The organism is Actibacterium pelagium (assembly GCF_002285415.1).
GTDB lineage: Bacteria > Pseudomonadota > Alphaproteobacteria > Rhodobacterales > Rhodobacteraceae > Actibacterium_B > Actibacterium_B pelagium.
The window spans coordinates 929,913-945,452 of sequence record NZ_NSBU01000004.1; the positions used below are offsets into that span (position 1 = coordinate 929,913).

Consider the following 15,540-nt stretch of genomic DNA (forward strand, 5'->3'; position numbering starts at 1 on the left):
CGCAAAATGGCCGCTTCTGATGGCGACCTGCTGTTGGGCACAGAGGTTTGCATCCCATTACGGCCCGTTCATGGCCGAGATGGTGTCAAATGCGGCAAAGCTGTGACGGTTTTACAGGCCGATGGCCGAGATTAGCCGACCATAGTCGGCCTCGCCTTGATGCGTGCTGCGACGGAAGGAATAGAAACGGTCGGGATCGGAGTAGGTGCAATGGCCGATCCATTCGGCTGTGCCGACTCCGGCCTTGTTCAAGCAGAACAGCCCGAAAGAGGGCAGATCGAACTGAGCCTTATCCCCATCACCGTCTGTGAAGAATCGGGCATAGTCCGGGTCTTCCTGAAGGAAACGGTCAAGGAATTCGGGGCCGACCTCATACGCGCGCTGGCTAATGGTCGGGCCAATTGCTGCGTTGATCGCCTCGCGCTTGGCACCCAGGGCGACCATCGCGTCAACGGTCGCCTCGATCACCCCGTCCAACGCACCGCGCCAGCCCGCGTGGGCCGCACCAATCACGCCGTTCTCTGGGTCCGCGAAAAGGACCGGCTGACAATCCGCTGTCAGAACGCCAAGGGTTACTCCGGGGGTCGCGGTAACAAGCCCGTCAGCCTTGGCGCCGGACAGGTCGCTGTCGGATGTCACGGTGACAACATCGGCGGAATGGACTTGATAGACAGTCGTCAGGCCTGTTCCCCCCGCATTCATGGCCTTCGCGACCCGGTCGCGGTTGATCGCGACAATGTCGCTTTGATCAGAAGAGCCTTGCCCGCAATTCAGCCCGCGGAACACGCCGGAAGAGGCGCCGCCCTTACGGGTAAAGAACCCGTGGCGCACAGGTGAAAGAGCGTCGGAGTAAAGGATCTCGAGCGTCATAGGTCAAATCCCGGTGGGGGTGGCGCGTCTCTTGGGTAAAGAGCAATCGTCTTGAATAGGTTTCCCATTTCCTGCGGGTGGGTCAAGCGCCGATGCGCGGCAATGTGGGATTCCAGCGCATCACCAGCCAGTTTCTGGGCAAGCTGTTGCGCACGTGGGGTGATGCCAAGGCGTTCAAGCAAGACACCCTGCGGGGTCATTGCGGTGTGGTTGACCGAGACGTCAGCCAGCGCGAGCACCTCGAAATCGACATGGGCGGTCAGGTCTGCCTCGCCGGGGTTGGCTAGCGGGTCTTCGGGTTGGTGATCACGTAGCGCTTGCAGCGTGTCACCCAGTGAGTGCCAGTCACCATAATCAATTAAGATTGCACAGCCCCCGTTATCAGCAATGCGCGCACCGATGGCCTGAACGATCGGGGCTGCGGCGGGGCAAGTCTCGACAATCTGGCCGGGCTGCGTATCCGCCAACCGGTGATCCAGCAACGCAATCGGGGCAGGGGAGGACAGCCCCATGGCCAGAGTGGTGTCCTGAAGGCCAACCATACGCTCACGCCAGCCTTTTTCGTCACGCTGGAACTGGCGGATGGGCAGGGCGTCGAAGAACTCATTCGCTACTAGAAACAGCGGCTGGTCATTGGGCAGGGCTTGGGCGTCGTCCAGCCAGGTCACCGGGTGATCGCCAAGTGTTTGGCGCTGGACCTTGCGCAAAGTCGGCGACGCCTCGATCAGGTGAACTCGTGCGGCTTCGACGAACCCCGGAACGGCTTTGGCGATCCGCAGGATATCGGACATCAGCGTTCCGCGACCGGGTCCGATCTCGGCAAGTGTAAAGGCCTTCGGGCTTCCTTGATCCATCCACGTCTGGGCAAGGCAAAGGCCCAGCATCTCGCCAAACATCTGACTGATTTCGGGGGCGGTGGTGAAGTCTCCGCCCGCGCCGAAAGGGTCGCGCGTCGAATAGTATCCGTGTTCGGGATGCAAAAGGCATTCGGCCATATAATCCGCGACAGAGATCGGCCCGGTCTGGGCGATCCGTCGCGAAAGGATTTCGGCCAAGGGTGTCATTCGGCTTGGGCCTTACGGCGCGCGATCAGAACGAAGGTGATACCAATTGCGATCATCGGCAATGACAAGAGCTGTCCCATGGTGACGCCGACGCCGCCAAACTGGATCACGAAACCCATGGGGTTTTCTGGCGTGATGAAGTGAAAGTCTGCTTGGCGGAAGTATTCCACAAAGAACCGCGCCATGCCGTAGCCGATGAAAAAGGCCCCGGCCACCATGCCCGGCGTCTTCAGCCAACCGCGGCGATAGATCAGGAACAGCAGGACGATGCCAAGCAGCAAACCTTCTAGGCCTGCTTCATACAGTTGCGACGGGTGGCGGGCGCAAGGCACCTGATCCCAACCCGGACAGTGCTGGGCCAGATCGCTTGGGAAGACCACAGCCCATGGAAGGTCACTTGGTCGGCCCCACAGCTCTTCATTGACGAAGTTCGCGATACGCCCAAACAACAGGCCCGGGGGCGTTGCCATCGCCAGCGCGTCACTGGCCGACAAAAGCGCGATCTGGTGCTTTCGGCAAAACAAAAAGAGCGCGACCATCACCCCGATCAGCCCACCGTGGAAAGCCATGCCGCCTTGCCAGACCATCGGAATCTCGATCGGGTTCGCCAGATAATAGGCGGGTTTGTAGAACAGAACGAAGCCAAGCCGCCCGCCAAAGATCACCCCAAGGATCACCCAGGTTAGCAACTCTTCCACCTGTTCGGCGGTCATCGGTGGCTTGCCGCCCGGCCACAGCCGTTCGGTCCGAACCAGCCGAACCACCAGCCGCCAACCCAGAACCAGACCTACAATATAGGCCAATGCGTACCAGCGAAGTGCGAACTCCATCCCGAACAACGGGATCGAAAAGACTTCAGAGCTTATCTCGGGGAATTGTAAAACCGCCTGCATATCTGCCTCTTGCCGTGGGATCTGCGACGAAGTCAACCTTGTGTCTTGTCGCCCATACGCCCATATAGGGCGCGAATGTAACGGCGGAGGATCAAATGCAAAGCCGCAACAAGTTTTTCGAAGATATGTCGCAACTGATGACCAACGCCATGGGCGTGGCGCAGGGCGCCAAGGATGAGGCCGAGAATGCCTTTGCCTCGATGTTGGATCGCTGGCTGGCCGATCGCGATTTCGTGACACGCGAAGAATTTGACGCTGTCCGCGCCATGGCGCAGAAAGCGCGCGAAGAGAACGAAGCGCTTAAGGCCCGTCTGGATGCGCTGGAGGCCGAACAGGATCAGGCCTGAGCCTGACGATTTGGTCTCAATTTGAATGAAAAAGCCCGCGGCCCGAACTGGGGTTCGCGGGCTTTGCTTTCTGTGCAAATTTTAGTGGCAGTGTGCGACTTACCCACAACTTCCTGCAGGTCCCCACAAAATAAAGCTTTACAGGTCCACGTCTTTGCGCCCACCATATCTAGTATGGAGTGGCATAAAAACCCGCCGCTTCTAGAGCAGGCACCTAGGCCTTGCGGCGCTGCCACCCGCTTGGCCCTACAATGAGAGGCCGGGCATGACTATTACAGAAGACTACCTTCAGACCGAAGAGCTGCACCCCATCGATATTGTCGAACACCTCGCCGAATATAACGAGTGGGATTTCGACCGGGTGGCCGATGACCAGATCGCGATGGCGGTCGAAGGTCAGTGGCGTACCTATTCGATCACGTTGGCGTGGTCTGGATATGATGAAACGCTGCGGATGATCTGCACCTTCGAGATGGAGCCGCCACAAGAACGGATGGCTGAAATCTATGAAGCGCTGAACCTTGCCAATGACAAATGCTGGGCCGGGGGTTTCGCTTATTGGGAAGCGCAGAAGCTGATGACCTATCGTTACGGTCTGGTGCTGTCGGGCGGGCAATTGGCCACGCCGGAACAGATTGACCGGCTAATTGGCGCAGCGGTTGGCGCGTCTGAACGCTTTTATCCAGCGTTCCAGCTGGTGGCGTGGGCCAACCAGACGCCTGAAGAGGCGATGGATGTCGCCATGACAGAGGCCTACGGTACAGCCTAAGCGGCACCTGCCTTGACGGGCCAAGATACCGGGGCATAGTCCCGGTATGGACCAGATTACGTTTGATGACTTTTTGAAAGTCGATATCCGGGTTGGCACCGTTGTGCGTGCCGAACCCTTCCCCGAAGCCCGCAAGCCCGCGATCAAATTGTGGATCGATTTTGGCGAGGAAATTGGGGAGAAGAAAAGCTCTGCCCAGATCACGAAATACTATGACCCCGAGACGCTTGTTGGGAAACAAGTCATAGGCGTCGTGAATTTTCCGCCTCGCCAGATCGGTCCTGTCAAATCCGAGGTGCTTGTTCTGGGTCTTTCCGACGGGGAAGATGGGATCGTTCTTCTGTCACCGGATCAGGCGGTGCCTGACGGTGGGCGGATGCATTGATGCCACGAGTTCTTGTGTCGCTTTCCTTGCAGCCTGACGAGAACCAAGCGCTCTCCAGCATAGGTGCCCCGAACGCGGTCTAATCCCCGACAGCTTCGCGCCAATGACGGCGGCAAAGCGAGACATAGGTTTCGTTGCCGCCAATCTGCACCTGTGCACCGTCCAGAAGCACCTCGCCGTTTTCATCCTGCCGAACCACCATCGTAGCTTTCTTTCCGCAGTGGCAGATGGTGCGCACCTCACGCATTTCATCGGCCAGGGCTAGCAGGGCAGCGGAACCGGGGAAAAGCTCTCCGCGGAAGTCGACGCGCAGGCCATAGCACATGACGGGCACTTTCAGGTCGTCAACCACCCGCGCCAGCTGCCAGACCTGATTCTTAGTCAGGAATTGCGCCTCATCTATGAACACGCAAGCGCAGGGACCGTCAGACAGGCGCTGCGCGATCTTTTGATAAAGGTCGCTGGTGGAATCATATGTGTCGGCATCGGCGCTGATGCCAATCCGCGACGCAACCTGTCCTTCGCCGGCCCGGTCGTCAAAGCGGGCGGTCAGCACGTAGGTCTGCATTCCGCGTTCGACATAGTTGTGTGACGCTTGCAGCAAAATCGTCGATTTTCCTGCGTTCATGGTAGAATAGTGGAAATAAAGCTTGGCCATTTGTCAGACGCGTCACGGGAAAGTTACGTCTCTCGCCTACCGCAGCGACGATACCGAATTCAAGTGTGGCGTGTCTAACTGCCAGGTTCGGTCTGGCTTTCGCCGGGGATGGATGACCGAACCTGGCCCACCGCTAGAGGCGGAGACGAGATCCTTTGCAGTTGGGAAACGAGCGAGGGGTACTTGTTCCGCCTTATCAAAGGACCAATCCAGAAACTGGCAGGAGAAGTGCCAGTGAATTTCCGCACTTTCCATGAGGAAGTGCGTGTACTATTTGTGACAAATTCGGCTCAGGTCGTTAGAGGGAAATCCGCTCTGTATTTCCCCAGTACTTGAGGTTTTACAGGTGTCAGTTAGGATCGAGTCATGAGCGCCGTACGTAGTTATCTTAAGAAGCACACCGAAGCCCTCGTCAAAGACGTTGGGATTGAGGCAGCCTGCCAACTGACCGGAAAGTCGAAGGCGACCCTTGGCCGGTATTATTCTGATTCTGATGAGCACACAGATCGATTCATGCCGATTGATTCTGTCGCAGCGCTGGAAGAAGCTGCGCGCTTTCCGCATGTGACCACGGCGCTGGCAGAGCTTCAGGGCGTGACATTGTCTTATGACAAAGAGCGTAAGAACACCGAATCGTCGAGCGGTGGCGTGAACGCGGATGTGGTCGCGCTGAGCCAGAGATTCGCAATGTTGATGGGCGAATATAACCAGTCGATTGAAGACGGTATTATTACGGTCAACGAAGCCAAGCGCCTTCTGCGTGAGACTGTCGCCTTGCAGCAAGTCCTTTTGGAAATGAAACTCCACTTGGAAGAAGAAGGCGTTAGCTGACGCGCCTATCCCGGCGATCAGTGTCCAAAACCCGCCCAAACCGCCCAATGGTAGCGCAATACTGTTGCGCTTGAGCCATGAATATCGCAAGTAAGCTGCTCAAGCGGGGCGAATGGTGGTGACAATACTCAACTGACAATGCATCCCTGCATGACAGATTTTTAGGAGCAATTCCTTTGAGTGGTTGGTTCATTTTACCCTGGTCACAAACGAATGTAGATCGGTTGCCTTCTGGACGGGCCGCGCCTGTGCGTGTGGGGAATACGTGGCGTTGGCAGGGGCAGGCGACGCGTGTGGACCAGCCGCATCTGCTCGAGAAGATCGACTTCAACGGCGACGTCTATTCCCAGACCGTAGATCTTGTGCAATCGCTGGTTTTCACCGCCGTAGGGGATGAAGCCTTTGCCCGTAAGAAACCCGGCGGATTTGTTGTCAGCGATGGAAGCTCTGAATACCGTGTGGCCGAAATCGATGCCGGTCCAGACCGAAGCTCGCTTCTTCTGTTCGTGGACCATGTGCCGCCAGTGAATGCGAACTTGAAAGTCATCCGCCGTTTGGATGCCGAAGGGCAGGTGCAAGAGCAGCCCTCTGAAAATCATTCCTACATCACCCTTGGCAGCGAGGTCTGGCTGCGTGGCCCCAACGGGCTGAAACGCGCGGGTGATCTGGAACCTGAAAACCGAATCGAAGCGGGTGGCGGCAAGCTTGTCACCGTTTTGAGCGTTCGCAAGATTTCGCGCCCCTTGGGCAATCCGGTGCGCATTCGCAAGGATGCCATGGGTCCGGGGATGCCCCGGAACGATCTGGTGGTGGCGCCGACGACCTCGGTTCTGATCCAAGGCCAGTCGTCAGAGCTACTGTTCGGTGAAAGTCAGGGCTTCATGGTCAGCGAAGACCTGATCAACAAGAAAACGATTATGACAATCGAGCGCGATAGCGATGCGCGTCTTGTCGAACTAGAGCTGTCGGCGCCTTGTGTGCTGATTTGCAACGGCGTTCAGTTGCGGGCCGAAGGGCGCGGATAAGCCCGCTTTGGCATTGACTCGACAGATTCGAGGTGTATAAGCCCGCCATTCCCGGCCCTTGTGGCCGGTTATTTCATTGGTGTTGGTGGCCCTCGCAAGAGGATGCCTGTCTTCCGGAAACGGAAAAGGACAACGCCCTTCATAGTGGCCCAAGGCCACGACCTAACGAAGGAGATCAGCCGTGACCAAACGCACGTCTGCCAAGTACAAAATTGACCGCCGGATGGGCGAAAACATCTGGGGTCGTCCGAAATCCCCTCTGAACCGCCGCGAATACGGCCCCGGCCAGCACGGCCAGCGTCGTAAGGGCAAACTGTCGGACTTCGGTCTGCAGCTGCGCGCCAAGCAGAAGCTGAAAGGCTACTACGGCGACCTGACCGAGAAGCAGTTCCGCCGCATCTATGCGGAAGCCGAGCGTCTGAAAGGCGACACCGGTGGAAACCTGATCGGCCTGCTGGAGCGCCGTCTGGACGCTGTTGTTTACCGCGCCAAGTTCGTACCGACCATCTTTGCTGCGCGTCAGTTCGTGAACCACGCCCACGTCAAAGTTAATGGCAAGCGCGTCAACATCCCGTCCTACCGCGTCAAAGAAGGCGATGTGATCGAGGTACGTGATCGTTCGAAGCAGCTGGCCATCGTTCTGGAAGCTGTTCAGCTGGCCGAGCGTGACGTTCCTGACTACATCGACGTCGACCATTCCAAAATGACCGCGACCTTCGTTCGCACTCCGGGCCTGTCGGACGTGCCGTATCCGGTCATCATGGAACCCAACCTCGTGGTCGAATTCTACGCGAAGAACTAATCTTCGCCGCATATCCAAAGAATTCCCGAAAGGCCGCGACCAGATCGCGGCCTTTTCTTTTTGCTGTTCGCTTTTCGGCAACACCCGCATTCAAGGTGGCGCTTTGCCTCTGGTCAGTTTTCGACCACCCGTCTAGATAGATTCTAAGGAGGATCTGACGATGAAGATCACGCCTCAACCGGGCATTATGGACATTGCTTTGTACCAAGGCGGTCAAAGCAAGGTCGACGGTGTGTCCAATGTCGTGAAACTTTCCTCGAACGAGAACCCATTTGGCCCAAGTGACAAGGCCAAAGAGGCGTTCGCGCGGACGGTACATAACCTTCATCGCTATCCCTCGACTGACCACGCAAGCCTGCGTGCCGCGATTGGTGAGGTCCATGGTGTCGACCCCGAGCGGGTGATTTGTGGCGTCGGTTCGGACGAGATCATCGCCTTCCTGTGTCAGGCCTATGCCGGCCCGGGGGATGAGGTGATTTACACCCAGCACGGCTTCTCGATGTACAAGATCTCGACCCTTGCCGCAGGGGCGACCCCGGTAGTGGTGCCAGAGGTCAACCGTGTCGTCAGCGTGGATGAGATCCTAAAGGGCTGCACTGATCGCACCCGGTTGGTCTTTATCGCCAACCCGGCGAACCCGACCGGCACGATGATCGACCTGCCCGAACTGACCCGTCTGGCCGAGAACCTGCCGGAGCAGTGTCTGCTGGTGGTCGATGGTGCTTATGCCGAATATGTCGGTGGGGATTACGACGGCGCGGCCTCTTTGGTCGAGGCGCGCGACAACGTTGTGATGACCCGGACATTTTCCAAGATCTACGGTCTTGGCGGGTTGCGCGTTGGCTGGGGCTATGGCCCGGCCGAAGTCATTGGTGTGCTTAATCGCCTGCGAGGCCCGTTCAATTTGGGCGAGTCGCAACTGGCGACGGCCGAGGCGGCCGTGCGCGACACGGAATATGTCGAAGAGTGCCGGGTGGAAAATGCCCGGATGCGCGAATGGTTGACCAATGCGCTGATCGAGCGTGGCGTCCCTTGCGACCCTTCTCATACCAACTTCGTGCTGGCGCAGTTTGACTCGGAAGAGGAAGCTTCGGATTGCGATCTGGCGCTGAAGGCCGAAGGTCTGATCGTGCGCAAGGTTGGCGGCTATAAGCTGCCCAACTTCCTACGTATCACGGTGGGCGACGAAGCGTCTTGCCGCCGCGTGGCCACCACGATCCGCAAGTTCAAAGAGGGCGACGTATGAGTGTTATCTATAATCGCGTTGCCTTGATCGGCCTTGGCCTGATTGCGGGTTCGATGGCGCATGCCATGCGCCGCGGGGGACTTGCGGGTGAGATCGTAGGCACGGCACGCTCGGCCGAAACCCGGAAGGTCGCGGCCGAGATCAACCTGTGCGACCGCATCACCGAAACTGCCGCCGAGGCGGTGAAAGACGCGGACCTGATCGTTTTGGCTGTTCCTGTTGGCGCGATGGGCAAGGTCGCGGCCGAGATCAGCCCGCACCTGAAGCCGGGCGCGACCGTGACCGACGTGGGCTCGGTCAAGAAAGCCGTGATCGACGCCGTTGCACCGCATCTATCCGAAGACGTTCATTTTATCCCGGGCCACCCACTGGCAGGGACCGAGCATTCCGGCCCCCGGTCAGGTTTCGCCGAGCTTTACGACAACCGTTTCTGCCTGCTGGTCCCTGTCGAGGGCACCGACCCCGCCGCCACCGCCAAGTTGCGCAGCCTTTGGGAAGGCATGGGGGCGAATGTCGAAGAGATGGATGCCGAGCACCACGATCTGGTGCTGGCCGTCACCAGCCACGCGCCGCACCTGATCGCCTACACCATGGTTGGTGTGGCGGATGACTTGCGCCGTGTGACTGATAGTGAGGTCATCAAATACTCGGCCGCGGGTTTCCGGGACTTCACCCGGATCGCGGCGAGTGACCCGACCATGTGGCGCGATGTGTTCCTGAACAACAAGGAAGCGACGCTGGAAATCCTTGGCCGGTTCACCGAGGAATTGTTTGCCCTTCAGCGTGCGATCCGTACCGGAGATGGCGACCACCTGCACGACTATTTCACGCGTACGCGCGCGATCCGCCGCGGCATTATCGAGGCAGGGCAGGATACCGACGCCCCGGACTTCGGGCGCGGAGGGAAACGTTGATCCGGGCGCTGGCCCTATCCCTTGTCCTTGGCCTGCAAACGCAGGCCGCGCTGGCCGTGGCGCCAGACAGTTCGATCCGGCCAACTGCGCGACCGGGTACGACACCTGTCGCGACACCGGTTCGCCTTCGCGTACATTTCAATCCCGATTTCCGCCCGACGGCCCGCCCCGGAACAGCGCGCGCACCAATCACGGCCGCCAGAAGCCGGATCACCTTTGTCCCGTTCAAGCGTGGCAATGATGGGTTCCGACCTGTTGCGCGCCCGGGTTGGGTCGCCCCGGCGCAGGCGAGCGTCATCACCGCGCCCGGCATCAGAATGGCAGGACCCGCCGTTATTCGCCCAACCGCAAGGCCCTATGCTGGAGGTGGCGCGCGGGTCACGCAAGCGGTGGCTGTCGCTCCGCAGCCACGCATAACCGGAACGGGTCGAACCGGCCGGATTTGCGGAAAACGCTCTATCCGGGGCGAAAAGCTTTCGCCCGTCGTTGGCAGGCTTCAGGGCTGCGGAATTCGAAACCCTGTAAAAGTCACCGAGGTCGCGGGCGTCCCGCTCAGCCGGGGAGCAGTCATGGATTGCGACACCGCAAAGGCCTTGGACAGATGGGTCGAGAAAGGCGCGAAGCCAACGGTCGGACGGCTTGGCGGTGGGCTTGGCCAGATCAATGTGATTGCGGGATATTCGTGCCGCACCCGGAATAATCAGGCAGGGGCCAAGATTTCTGAACATGGCAAAGGCCGCGCGATCGATATCTCGGGTATTACGCTGGCCAATGGCAAGACGATCTCGGTACTGGACGGCTGGAAGAAACGTTCTGATCGCAAGCTGCTAGAGCGGTTGCACAAAACGGCCTGTGGTCCGTTCGGGACGGTTCTGGGTCCGAAGTCGGACCGCTACCACAAGGATCATTTCCATTTTGACACGGCACGCCATCGCGGCGGGGCCTATTGCAAATAGGGCCTAGCGGATCACGAACATTGGCGCGGGGCCAAGTGGGATTGGCCCAAGGTTGATCCGCCCACGGCGGAAGGTCAGCGGCACCTCTAGCGTATCGGGATCGCGACCAAGACCGGCAAGCAGGGACAGCCCTTGGATCATCCCGTCGCCAACCTCTTTGGCGACGGCACCCGTAGACACAGCAAGCTCGACCATCTGCTTCCAGTTCGTGGCGCGCACTTCGATTTCACCGGTCGCAAATCCCGCCTCGTCGATTTTCAATTCGCCAGCCGCTTGCAGATCAAGTTCTCCCCATGTCGCCTTCAGCAGGCGCAGATCGATACCTGTCGGCTGCGGGCGACGGTTCTGAAGCGCGTTGATGTCCCACGGATCGGTGAAGCCGACATCAGCGTCCAGTTTAAGTGTCTGAAAAGTCTCGGGCAGGCCTTGCGCGCCAAGCATGGCCAGAAGTTCGCTGGACAGCAGTGCATTTTCTGAGCTTAGCCCAATACGATGCCAGTTCTCGCGCCCCTCGCGCGTTTCGGTCGCAACAGTCGCGGCCGGAAGACGCACTTGCCACCCCATATCCGAGCGCATCACGAACCCGTCCAGAACCATGGTCATCCGGTCGAGCGCAAGGTTGGTATCGGGTTGCAAAACAAGGCTTGCCTGAGACTTGTCGCTGCGCAGGGTAATCTTTTGGTTTGGGGTCGAGATGCTGTGCTGTTCGGGCCAGGTGGCAATCAGATGATTGGGTTTGTAGCTAAGTGCAAACAGTTGGAAAAACGGCGCTGACCAAGCAAGACCCGTGTCTGGGTCTGCAAGATTTAGTTGCGTCAGGGTCGCGTCGAACCGGTTGGGGAAGCCCACGACGCGGATGTCGTCATAGTCGGCAACCCAGCCCTCGTCCCGGCGGTCGTCAAGCCAAGTGGTCATACCCTCTTTCACGCCCTGCGATCCCACGAACCAGTAGCCAGAGTACAGGACCGCCGCGATGGTGGTTAGGCTGATCAATGCGCGCATCCTTGCGCCCCCTTTTGCTTTTCCTGCGTCCCGTTTATAGCCACCCGAACAGGAGGACCAGACCATGACGCCTGAACCTATGTGGGTCTTTGCCTATGGATCGCTGATGTGGAACCCCGGGTTTCCCGTGGCCGAAACGCATGTGGCCCGGGTCGAGGGGTATCATCGCTCTTTTTGCATGTGGTCTATTCACCATCGTGGAACCACCGAAAGCCCGGGTCTTGTGCTGGCATTGGACGAAGGATCCGGGGTCAATTGCCTTGGCCTTGGTCTGCGCGTCGAACCCGGCGCAGAGGAAGAGTCGCTGGCGCTGTTGCGTGAACGGGAATTGGTGTCCTCTGCCTATCTGGAGAAAGAGATCGATCTGATCCTGCAGCCGGGAGAGGTCGTTCGGGCGGTCACCTATGTAATTGACCCCAACCACGAGCAATACTGCCGCCACTTGTCGCTGGAAGATCAGGCTCAGACCATTGCTCGTGCGGTCGGTGGACGCGGTCCGAACACTGAATACCTGTACAACACTGTCGACCACCTGCGTGAGACGGGTATCGAAGATCCAGAGCTGAACTGGCTGTCCCAAAGGGTGCGCGAAATTACAACAGGCTCTGACGCGTAAAGCTTTGCCCTAAATTGTAAGTTGTTCGTCACCTCGTTTCTTCTTACGGTCTTTGGAAACAGGTACTAGGCGGGCAGACAGCCATGGCGAACGAACAGACCGGAAGACGGTCGCACTTTTCTCAGCCGGTCCGGCAGATTTTCCTTATGCTTGTGGCGGTGGGGCTTTTCTCCTTCGGCGCCTATATCGCCTATCCGCGTGTTGCCCCGGTCTTTCTGTCGAACCCATATCTGAACGGCGTCATCCTTCTGGTCTTCGTGATCGGGGTGCTGGCCTGCTTTATTCAGGTCATTCAGCTGATCTCATCCGTGATCTGGATCGAGGGTTATGCCCGTCAGGTCCCCGGCCATGAAAACACGCGGGCGCCACGGATGCTGGCGCCCCTGGCATCGCTCTTGCGGTCACGCGGGGCCGATCATGAGATCAACAGCTCTTCGGCCCGCAGTATTCTGGATTCGGTGGTCACACGGATTGAAGAAGCGCGCGATATCACGCGGTATATCACCAGCCTGCTGATCTTCCTTGGCCTGTTGGGGACCTTCTATGGCCTTGCGACCACGGTTCCGGCCGTGGTTGAAACGATCCGCTCACTGGCGCCAAGCGATGGTGAAACAGGGGTCGAGGTCTTTTCGCGCCTGATGTCAGGCTTGGAAGCGCAGCTTGGCGGGATGGGCACGGCCTTTGCCTCGTCTCTACTTGGCCTTGCCGGTTCCCTTGTCGTCGGCCTGCTAGAGCTATTCGCAAGCCACGGCCAGAACCGGTTCTATCGCGAGCTAGAGGAATGGTTGTCGACGATCACCCGACTTGGCTTTGCGACAGGCGATGGTGAAAGCGGCGGTGCGGGAACCGACGCGATGGTCATTCTTGCCGAACAGCTTAGCAAGCAAAGCTCGGCACTTGATGCCCTGCTTATCCAAATGCGCGAGGCGAACGAAGTGACCGATGCACGTCTGGCGCAGATGGTGGGTTCGATCGAAGATATGGTGTCGCGCGGTGGAAGCGATTCCAAGCAAGAAGAGGCCCTGCTGCGCATTGCCGATGGGCAGGAGCGTCTGGCGCAACTGCTGGAAAAACAAGACAGCGAGAACCCGCATGTCGACCCTGAAAGCCGGATGCGCCTGCGGTCGATCGACGTGCAGCTTCTGCGCGTTCTGGAAGAGATATCGGCGGGTCGTCAGGAAACGATGAGCGACCTGCGTGGCGATATCGCGACCCTGACCCGCACGCTTCAAAACCTAGGCAAGGGGGACTGATCCATGTCCCTGGCCCGTCGCAGCGGCGCGCGCTTCCAGTCCAATATCTGGCCGGGCTTCGTGGATGCCATGACGGCGCTGTTGCTGGTTTTGATGTTTGTTCTGTCGATCTTCATGATCGTGCAATTCATGCTGAACGAAACCATCACCGGGCAAGAAAACGAACTGGCAGAGTTGAACGGCGAAGTTCTGGCGCTGGCAGAGGCTTTGGGGCTGGAGCAGCGCGACAATGCGCGACTGGAAGACCGCGTCTCTGCGCTAGGTGCCAATCTGTCCCAGATCCAGCAAGAAAGCGCCCAGCAACAGGCATTGATTGCCACTTTGAATCTTCAGCTAACTGATACGACATCCGCATTGGACAGCGCCCAGTCAGAGATCACCGCGTTCGAAGCCCAGATTGCATCCCTTCTGACGCAAAATGCGGATCTGGATAGTGCCCTTTCGGCGTCGCAATCGGATGTGGCGAGCCTGACCAGCCAGAACGCAGATATTAGCGCAGCCTTGGCGGCGTCACGCGCCAACGTTGCGGATTTGACCAATCGCAATCAGGATATCAGCGCGGCTTTGGCTTCCGCTCGGGCCAATGTTTCTGACCTAACCAATCGAAATCAAGACATCACTGCGGCTTTGGCCGCGGCTCGGGAAGATGTCTCCGACCTGACCAGCCGCAACCAAGACATCAGCGCAGCCTTGGCGGCCTCGCAGGACGATGCAGCAGAATTGGCCCGGCGCAATGAAGACATAAACGCGGCGCTTGAACAGTCACAGGCTGACCGGCAGTCGCTGGAAGACAGAAATGCAAAGCTTGATGCTGCACGTCTGGCCAATGCGGCAACAGCGGAAGAGCTGCGCAATCGTCTGCTAAACGCTGAAGATGAAATCACGGCGATGACCCTGTCGCTGGAAGCACAGCGCCGGAAGGCAGAGGAAACCTTGACCCTACTGGCGGCAGCCGAAGCGGCGCGGAAACGGCTGGATGAAGACCTTGCCTCTGCGATGGCGGCCCGTCTGGCCGCCGAGGAAGAAATCGCCCGGCAGGCAGATCGCGAGCTGACCGAAAGGGAACGTCAGGCCGCCTTGCTGGCAACAGCGAACTCAGCCTTGTCACAGGAAGAGGCCAAGTCGGCCGAAGCCGCGCGCAAGGTCACCTTGCTGAACGAGCAGCTGGTCGCACTGCGCACACAACTGGCTGACCTGCAATCGCTGCTGGACGCGGCGCGTGCCAAGGATTCCGCTTCGAATGTTCAAATCGAGGCCTTGGGTTCGCAGCTGAACGCAGCGCTTGCACAAGCCGCGGCAGAACAACGCCGTCGGGCCGAGCTGGAAGAGGCCGAGCGTATTCGTCTGGAAGAAGAAGCCAAACGCCTTGCCGAAGAAGCCGAAGCGCTGGCGGAGCAGGCGAAAGACCTAGAGAACTACCGTTCGGAATTCTTTGGCCGTTTGCGTGAAGTTCTGGCGGATCGTGAAGGCGTGCGGGTAGTAGGCGACCGGTTCGTGTTCTCGTCAGAGGTTCTGTTTGATGTGGGGTCGGCAGATCTGGCGCCGGAAGGGCAGGCCCAAATCGCCAATGTGGCGTCGATCTTGCGGGATGTGGCTGGCCAGATCCCATCAGAGATCGACTGGATCATTCGCGTGGACGGACACACCGACAATGTCCCGATCTCGGGTTCTCGCCGGTTCAGCGACAACTGGGAACTTAGCCAGGCCCGCGCCCTGTCAGTTGTACGTTTCATGACCGTTGTTCTCGGCTTCCCACCCGAGCGGTTGGCCGCAACAGGCTTCGGTGAATACGCCCCTGTAAACACCGAGGACACGCCAGAGGCCCGCGCCCAGAACCGGCGGATCGAACTGAAGCTGACAGAGCGATAAAGAAAAAGGCCGCTTCTTATCGAAGCGGCCTCTTAATTTG

At 58.8% G+C, this 15,540-nt stretch carries 17 protein-coding genes; 12 read left to right on the plus strand and 5 right to left on the minus strand.

What is annotated here, in order from left to right; genetic code table 11:
* Positions 1-111: 111 nt before the first annotated feature.
* From pgeF to lgt, 3 genes are read right to left on the minus strand one after another with little or no spacing between them, the layout of a single operon-like run.
* Positions 112-870, minus strand: coding sequence for a peptidoglycan editing factor PgeF (gene pgeF, locus CLM58_RS04760; protein ID WP_095594725.1), 759 nt, complete (start codon positions 868-870; stop codon positions 112-114).
* Positions 867-1,934, minus strand: coding sequence for a class I SAM-dependent methyltransferase (locus tag CLM58_RS04765; protein ID WP_095594726.1), 1,068 nt, complete (start codon positions 1,932-1,934; stop codon positions 867-869). The genes pgeF and CLM58_RS04765 overlap by 4 nt, the downstream gene beginning before the upstream one ends.
* On the minus strand, positions 1,931-2,827 hold the full coding sequence (lgt, locus tag CLM58_RS04770; protein ID WP_095594727.1) for a prolipoprotein diacylglyceryl transferase: 897 nt from the start codon (positions 2,825-2,827) through the stop codon (positions 1,931-1,933). The genes CLM58_RS04765 and lgt overlap by 4 nt, the downstream gene beginning before the upstream one ends.
* A 95-nt stretch (positions 2,828-2,922) precedes the next feature.
* Between lgt and CLM58_RS04775 the strand changes: the two genes are divergently transcribed.
* The 3 genes from CLM58_RS04775 to CLM58_RS04785 all read left to right on the plus strand — a co-directional run bounded on the left by CLM58_RS04775 (position 2,923) and on the right by CLM58_RS04785 (position 4,328).
* Positions 2,923-3,174 (plus strand): accessory factor UbiK family protein, encoded by a 252-nt coding sequence (locus CLM58_RS04775; protein ID WP_095594728.1) that lies wholly within the window; start codon positions 2,923-2,925, stop codon positions 3,172-3,174.
* A 265-nt stretch (positions 3,175-3,439) separates the two neighbouring features.
* Positions 3,440-3,943 carry a type III secretion system chaperone family protein gene (locus tag CLM58_RS04780; protein ID WP_095594729.1) on the plus strand — a complete coding sequence of 168 codons (504 nt, stop codon included), beginning with the start codon at positions 3,440-3,442 and terminating at the stop codon, positions 3,941-3,943.
* A gap of 46 nt (positions 3,944-3,989) precedes the next feature.
* The gene (locus CLM58_RS04785; RefSeq protein ID WP_095594730.1) at positions 3,990-4,328 is read left to right on the plus strand and encodes a tRNA-binding protein; all 339 of its coding nucleotides are present in this window, start codon (positions 3,990-3,992) and stop codon (positions 4,326-4,328) included.
* Positions 4,329-4,407: 79 nt separating this feature from the next.
* On the opposite strand, the gene CLM58_RS04790 is transcribed toward CLM58_RS04785, so the two are convergent.
* Positions 4,408-4,986, minus strand: a complete 579-nt coding sequence (locus CLM58_RS04790) for a thymidine kinase (RefSeq protein ID WP_095594731.1) — start codon at positions 4,984-4,986, stop codon at positions 4,408-4,410.
* Positions 4,987-5,352: 366 nt separating this feature from the next.
* Between CLM58_RS04790 and CLM58_RS04795 the strand changes: the two genes are divergently transcribed.
* From CLM58_RS04795 to CLM58_RS04820, 6 genes are all read left to right on the plus strand, one after another.
* Positions 5,353-5,817 (plus strand): hypothetical protein, encoded by a 465-nt coding sequence (locus CLM58_RS04795; RefSeq protein WP_095594732.1) that lies wholly within the window; start codon positions 5,353-5,355, stop codon positions 5,815-5,817.
* Between the two features lie 293 nt (positions 5,818-6,110).
* Complete coding sequence (locus CLM58_RS04800; protein WP_095594733.1) at positions 6,111-6,842, plus strand: Hint domain-containing protein; 732 nt, start codon at positions 6,111-6,113, stop codon at positions 6,840-6,842.
* Positions 6,843-7,023: 181 nt separating this feature from the next.
* Positions 7,024-7,644 carry a 30S ribosomal protein S4 gene (gene rpsD / locus CLM58_RS04805; RefSeq protein WP_095594734.1) on the plus strand — a complete coding sequence of 207 codons (621 nt, stop codon included), beginning with the start codon at positions 7,024-7,026 and terminating at the stop codon, positions 7,642-7,644.
* 160 nt (positions 7,645-7,804) lie between these two features.
* A complete protein-coding gene (gene hisC, locus CLM58_RS04810; RefSeq protein ID WP_095594735.1) occupies positions 7,805-8,890 on the plus strand; it encodes a histidinol-phosphate transaminase in 1,086 nt (361 codons plus the stop codon).
* Positions 8,887-9,804: a prephenate/arogenate dehydrogenase family protein gene (locus tag CLM58_RS04815; RefSeq protein WP_095594736.1), complete on the plus strand. Its 918-nt coding sequence runs from the start codon at positions 8,887-8,889 to the stop codon at positions 9,802-9,804. The genes hisC and CLM58_RS04815 overlap by 4 nt, the downstream gene beginning before the upstream one ends.
* Positions 9,801-10,760 (plus strand): extensin-like domain-containing protein, encoded by a 960-nt coding sequence (locus CLM58_RS04820; RefSeq protein WP_229666201.1) that lies wholly within the window; start codon positions 9,801-9,803, stop codon positions 10,758-10,760. The genes CLM58_RS04815 and CLM58_RS04820 overlap by 4 nt, the downstream gene beginning before the upstream one ends.
* A gap of 3 nt (positions 10,761-10,763) precedes the next feature.
* Here the strand turns inward: CLM58_RS04820 and CLM58_RS04825 are convergent, their stop codons facing one another.
* On the minus strand, positions 10,764-11,762 hold the full coding sequence (locus CLM58_RS04825; RefSeq protein WP_158221855.1) for a DUF2125 domain-containing protein: 999 nt from the start codon (positions 11,760-11,762) through the stop codon (positions 10,764-10,766).
* Positions 11,763-11,826: 64 nt separating this feature from the next.
* Here CLM58_RS04825 and CLM58_RS04830 point away from each other — a divergent pair, with 64 nt between their 5' ends.
* The 3 genes from CLM58_RS04830 (at position 11,827) to CLM58_RS04840 (ending at position 15,500) form a co-directional block, all read left to right on the plus strand.
* Positions 11,827-12,378 carry a gamma-glutamylcyclotransferase gene (locus tag CLM58_RS04830; RefSeq protein ID WP_229666202.1) on the plus strand — a complete coding sequence of 184 codons (552 nt, stop codon included), beginning with the start codon at positions 11,827-11,829 and terminating at the stop codon, positions 12,376-12,378.
* A gap of 83 nt (positions 12,379-12,461) precedes the next feature.
* Positions 12,462-13,631, plus strand: coding sequence for a biopolymer transporter ExbB (locus CLM58_RS04835; RefSeq protein ID WP_095594738.1), 1,170 nt, complete (start codon positions 12,462-12,464; stop codon positions 13,629-13,631).
* A 3-nt stretch (positions 13,632-13,634) separates the two neighbouring features.
* A complete protein-coding gene (locus CLM58_RS04840; protein ID WP_095594739.1) occupies positions 13,635-15,500 on the plus strand; it encodes a peptidoglycan -binding protein in 1,866 nt (621 codons plus the stop codon).
* The last annotated feature ends 40 nt before the right edge of the window (positions 15,501-15,540 follow it).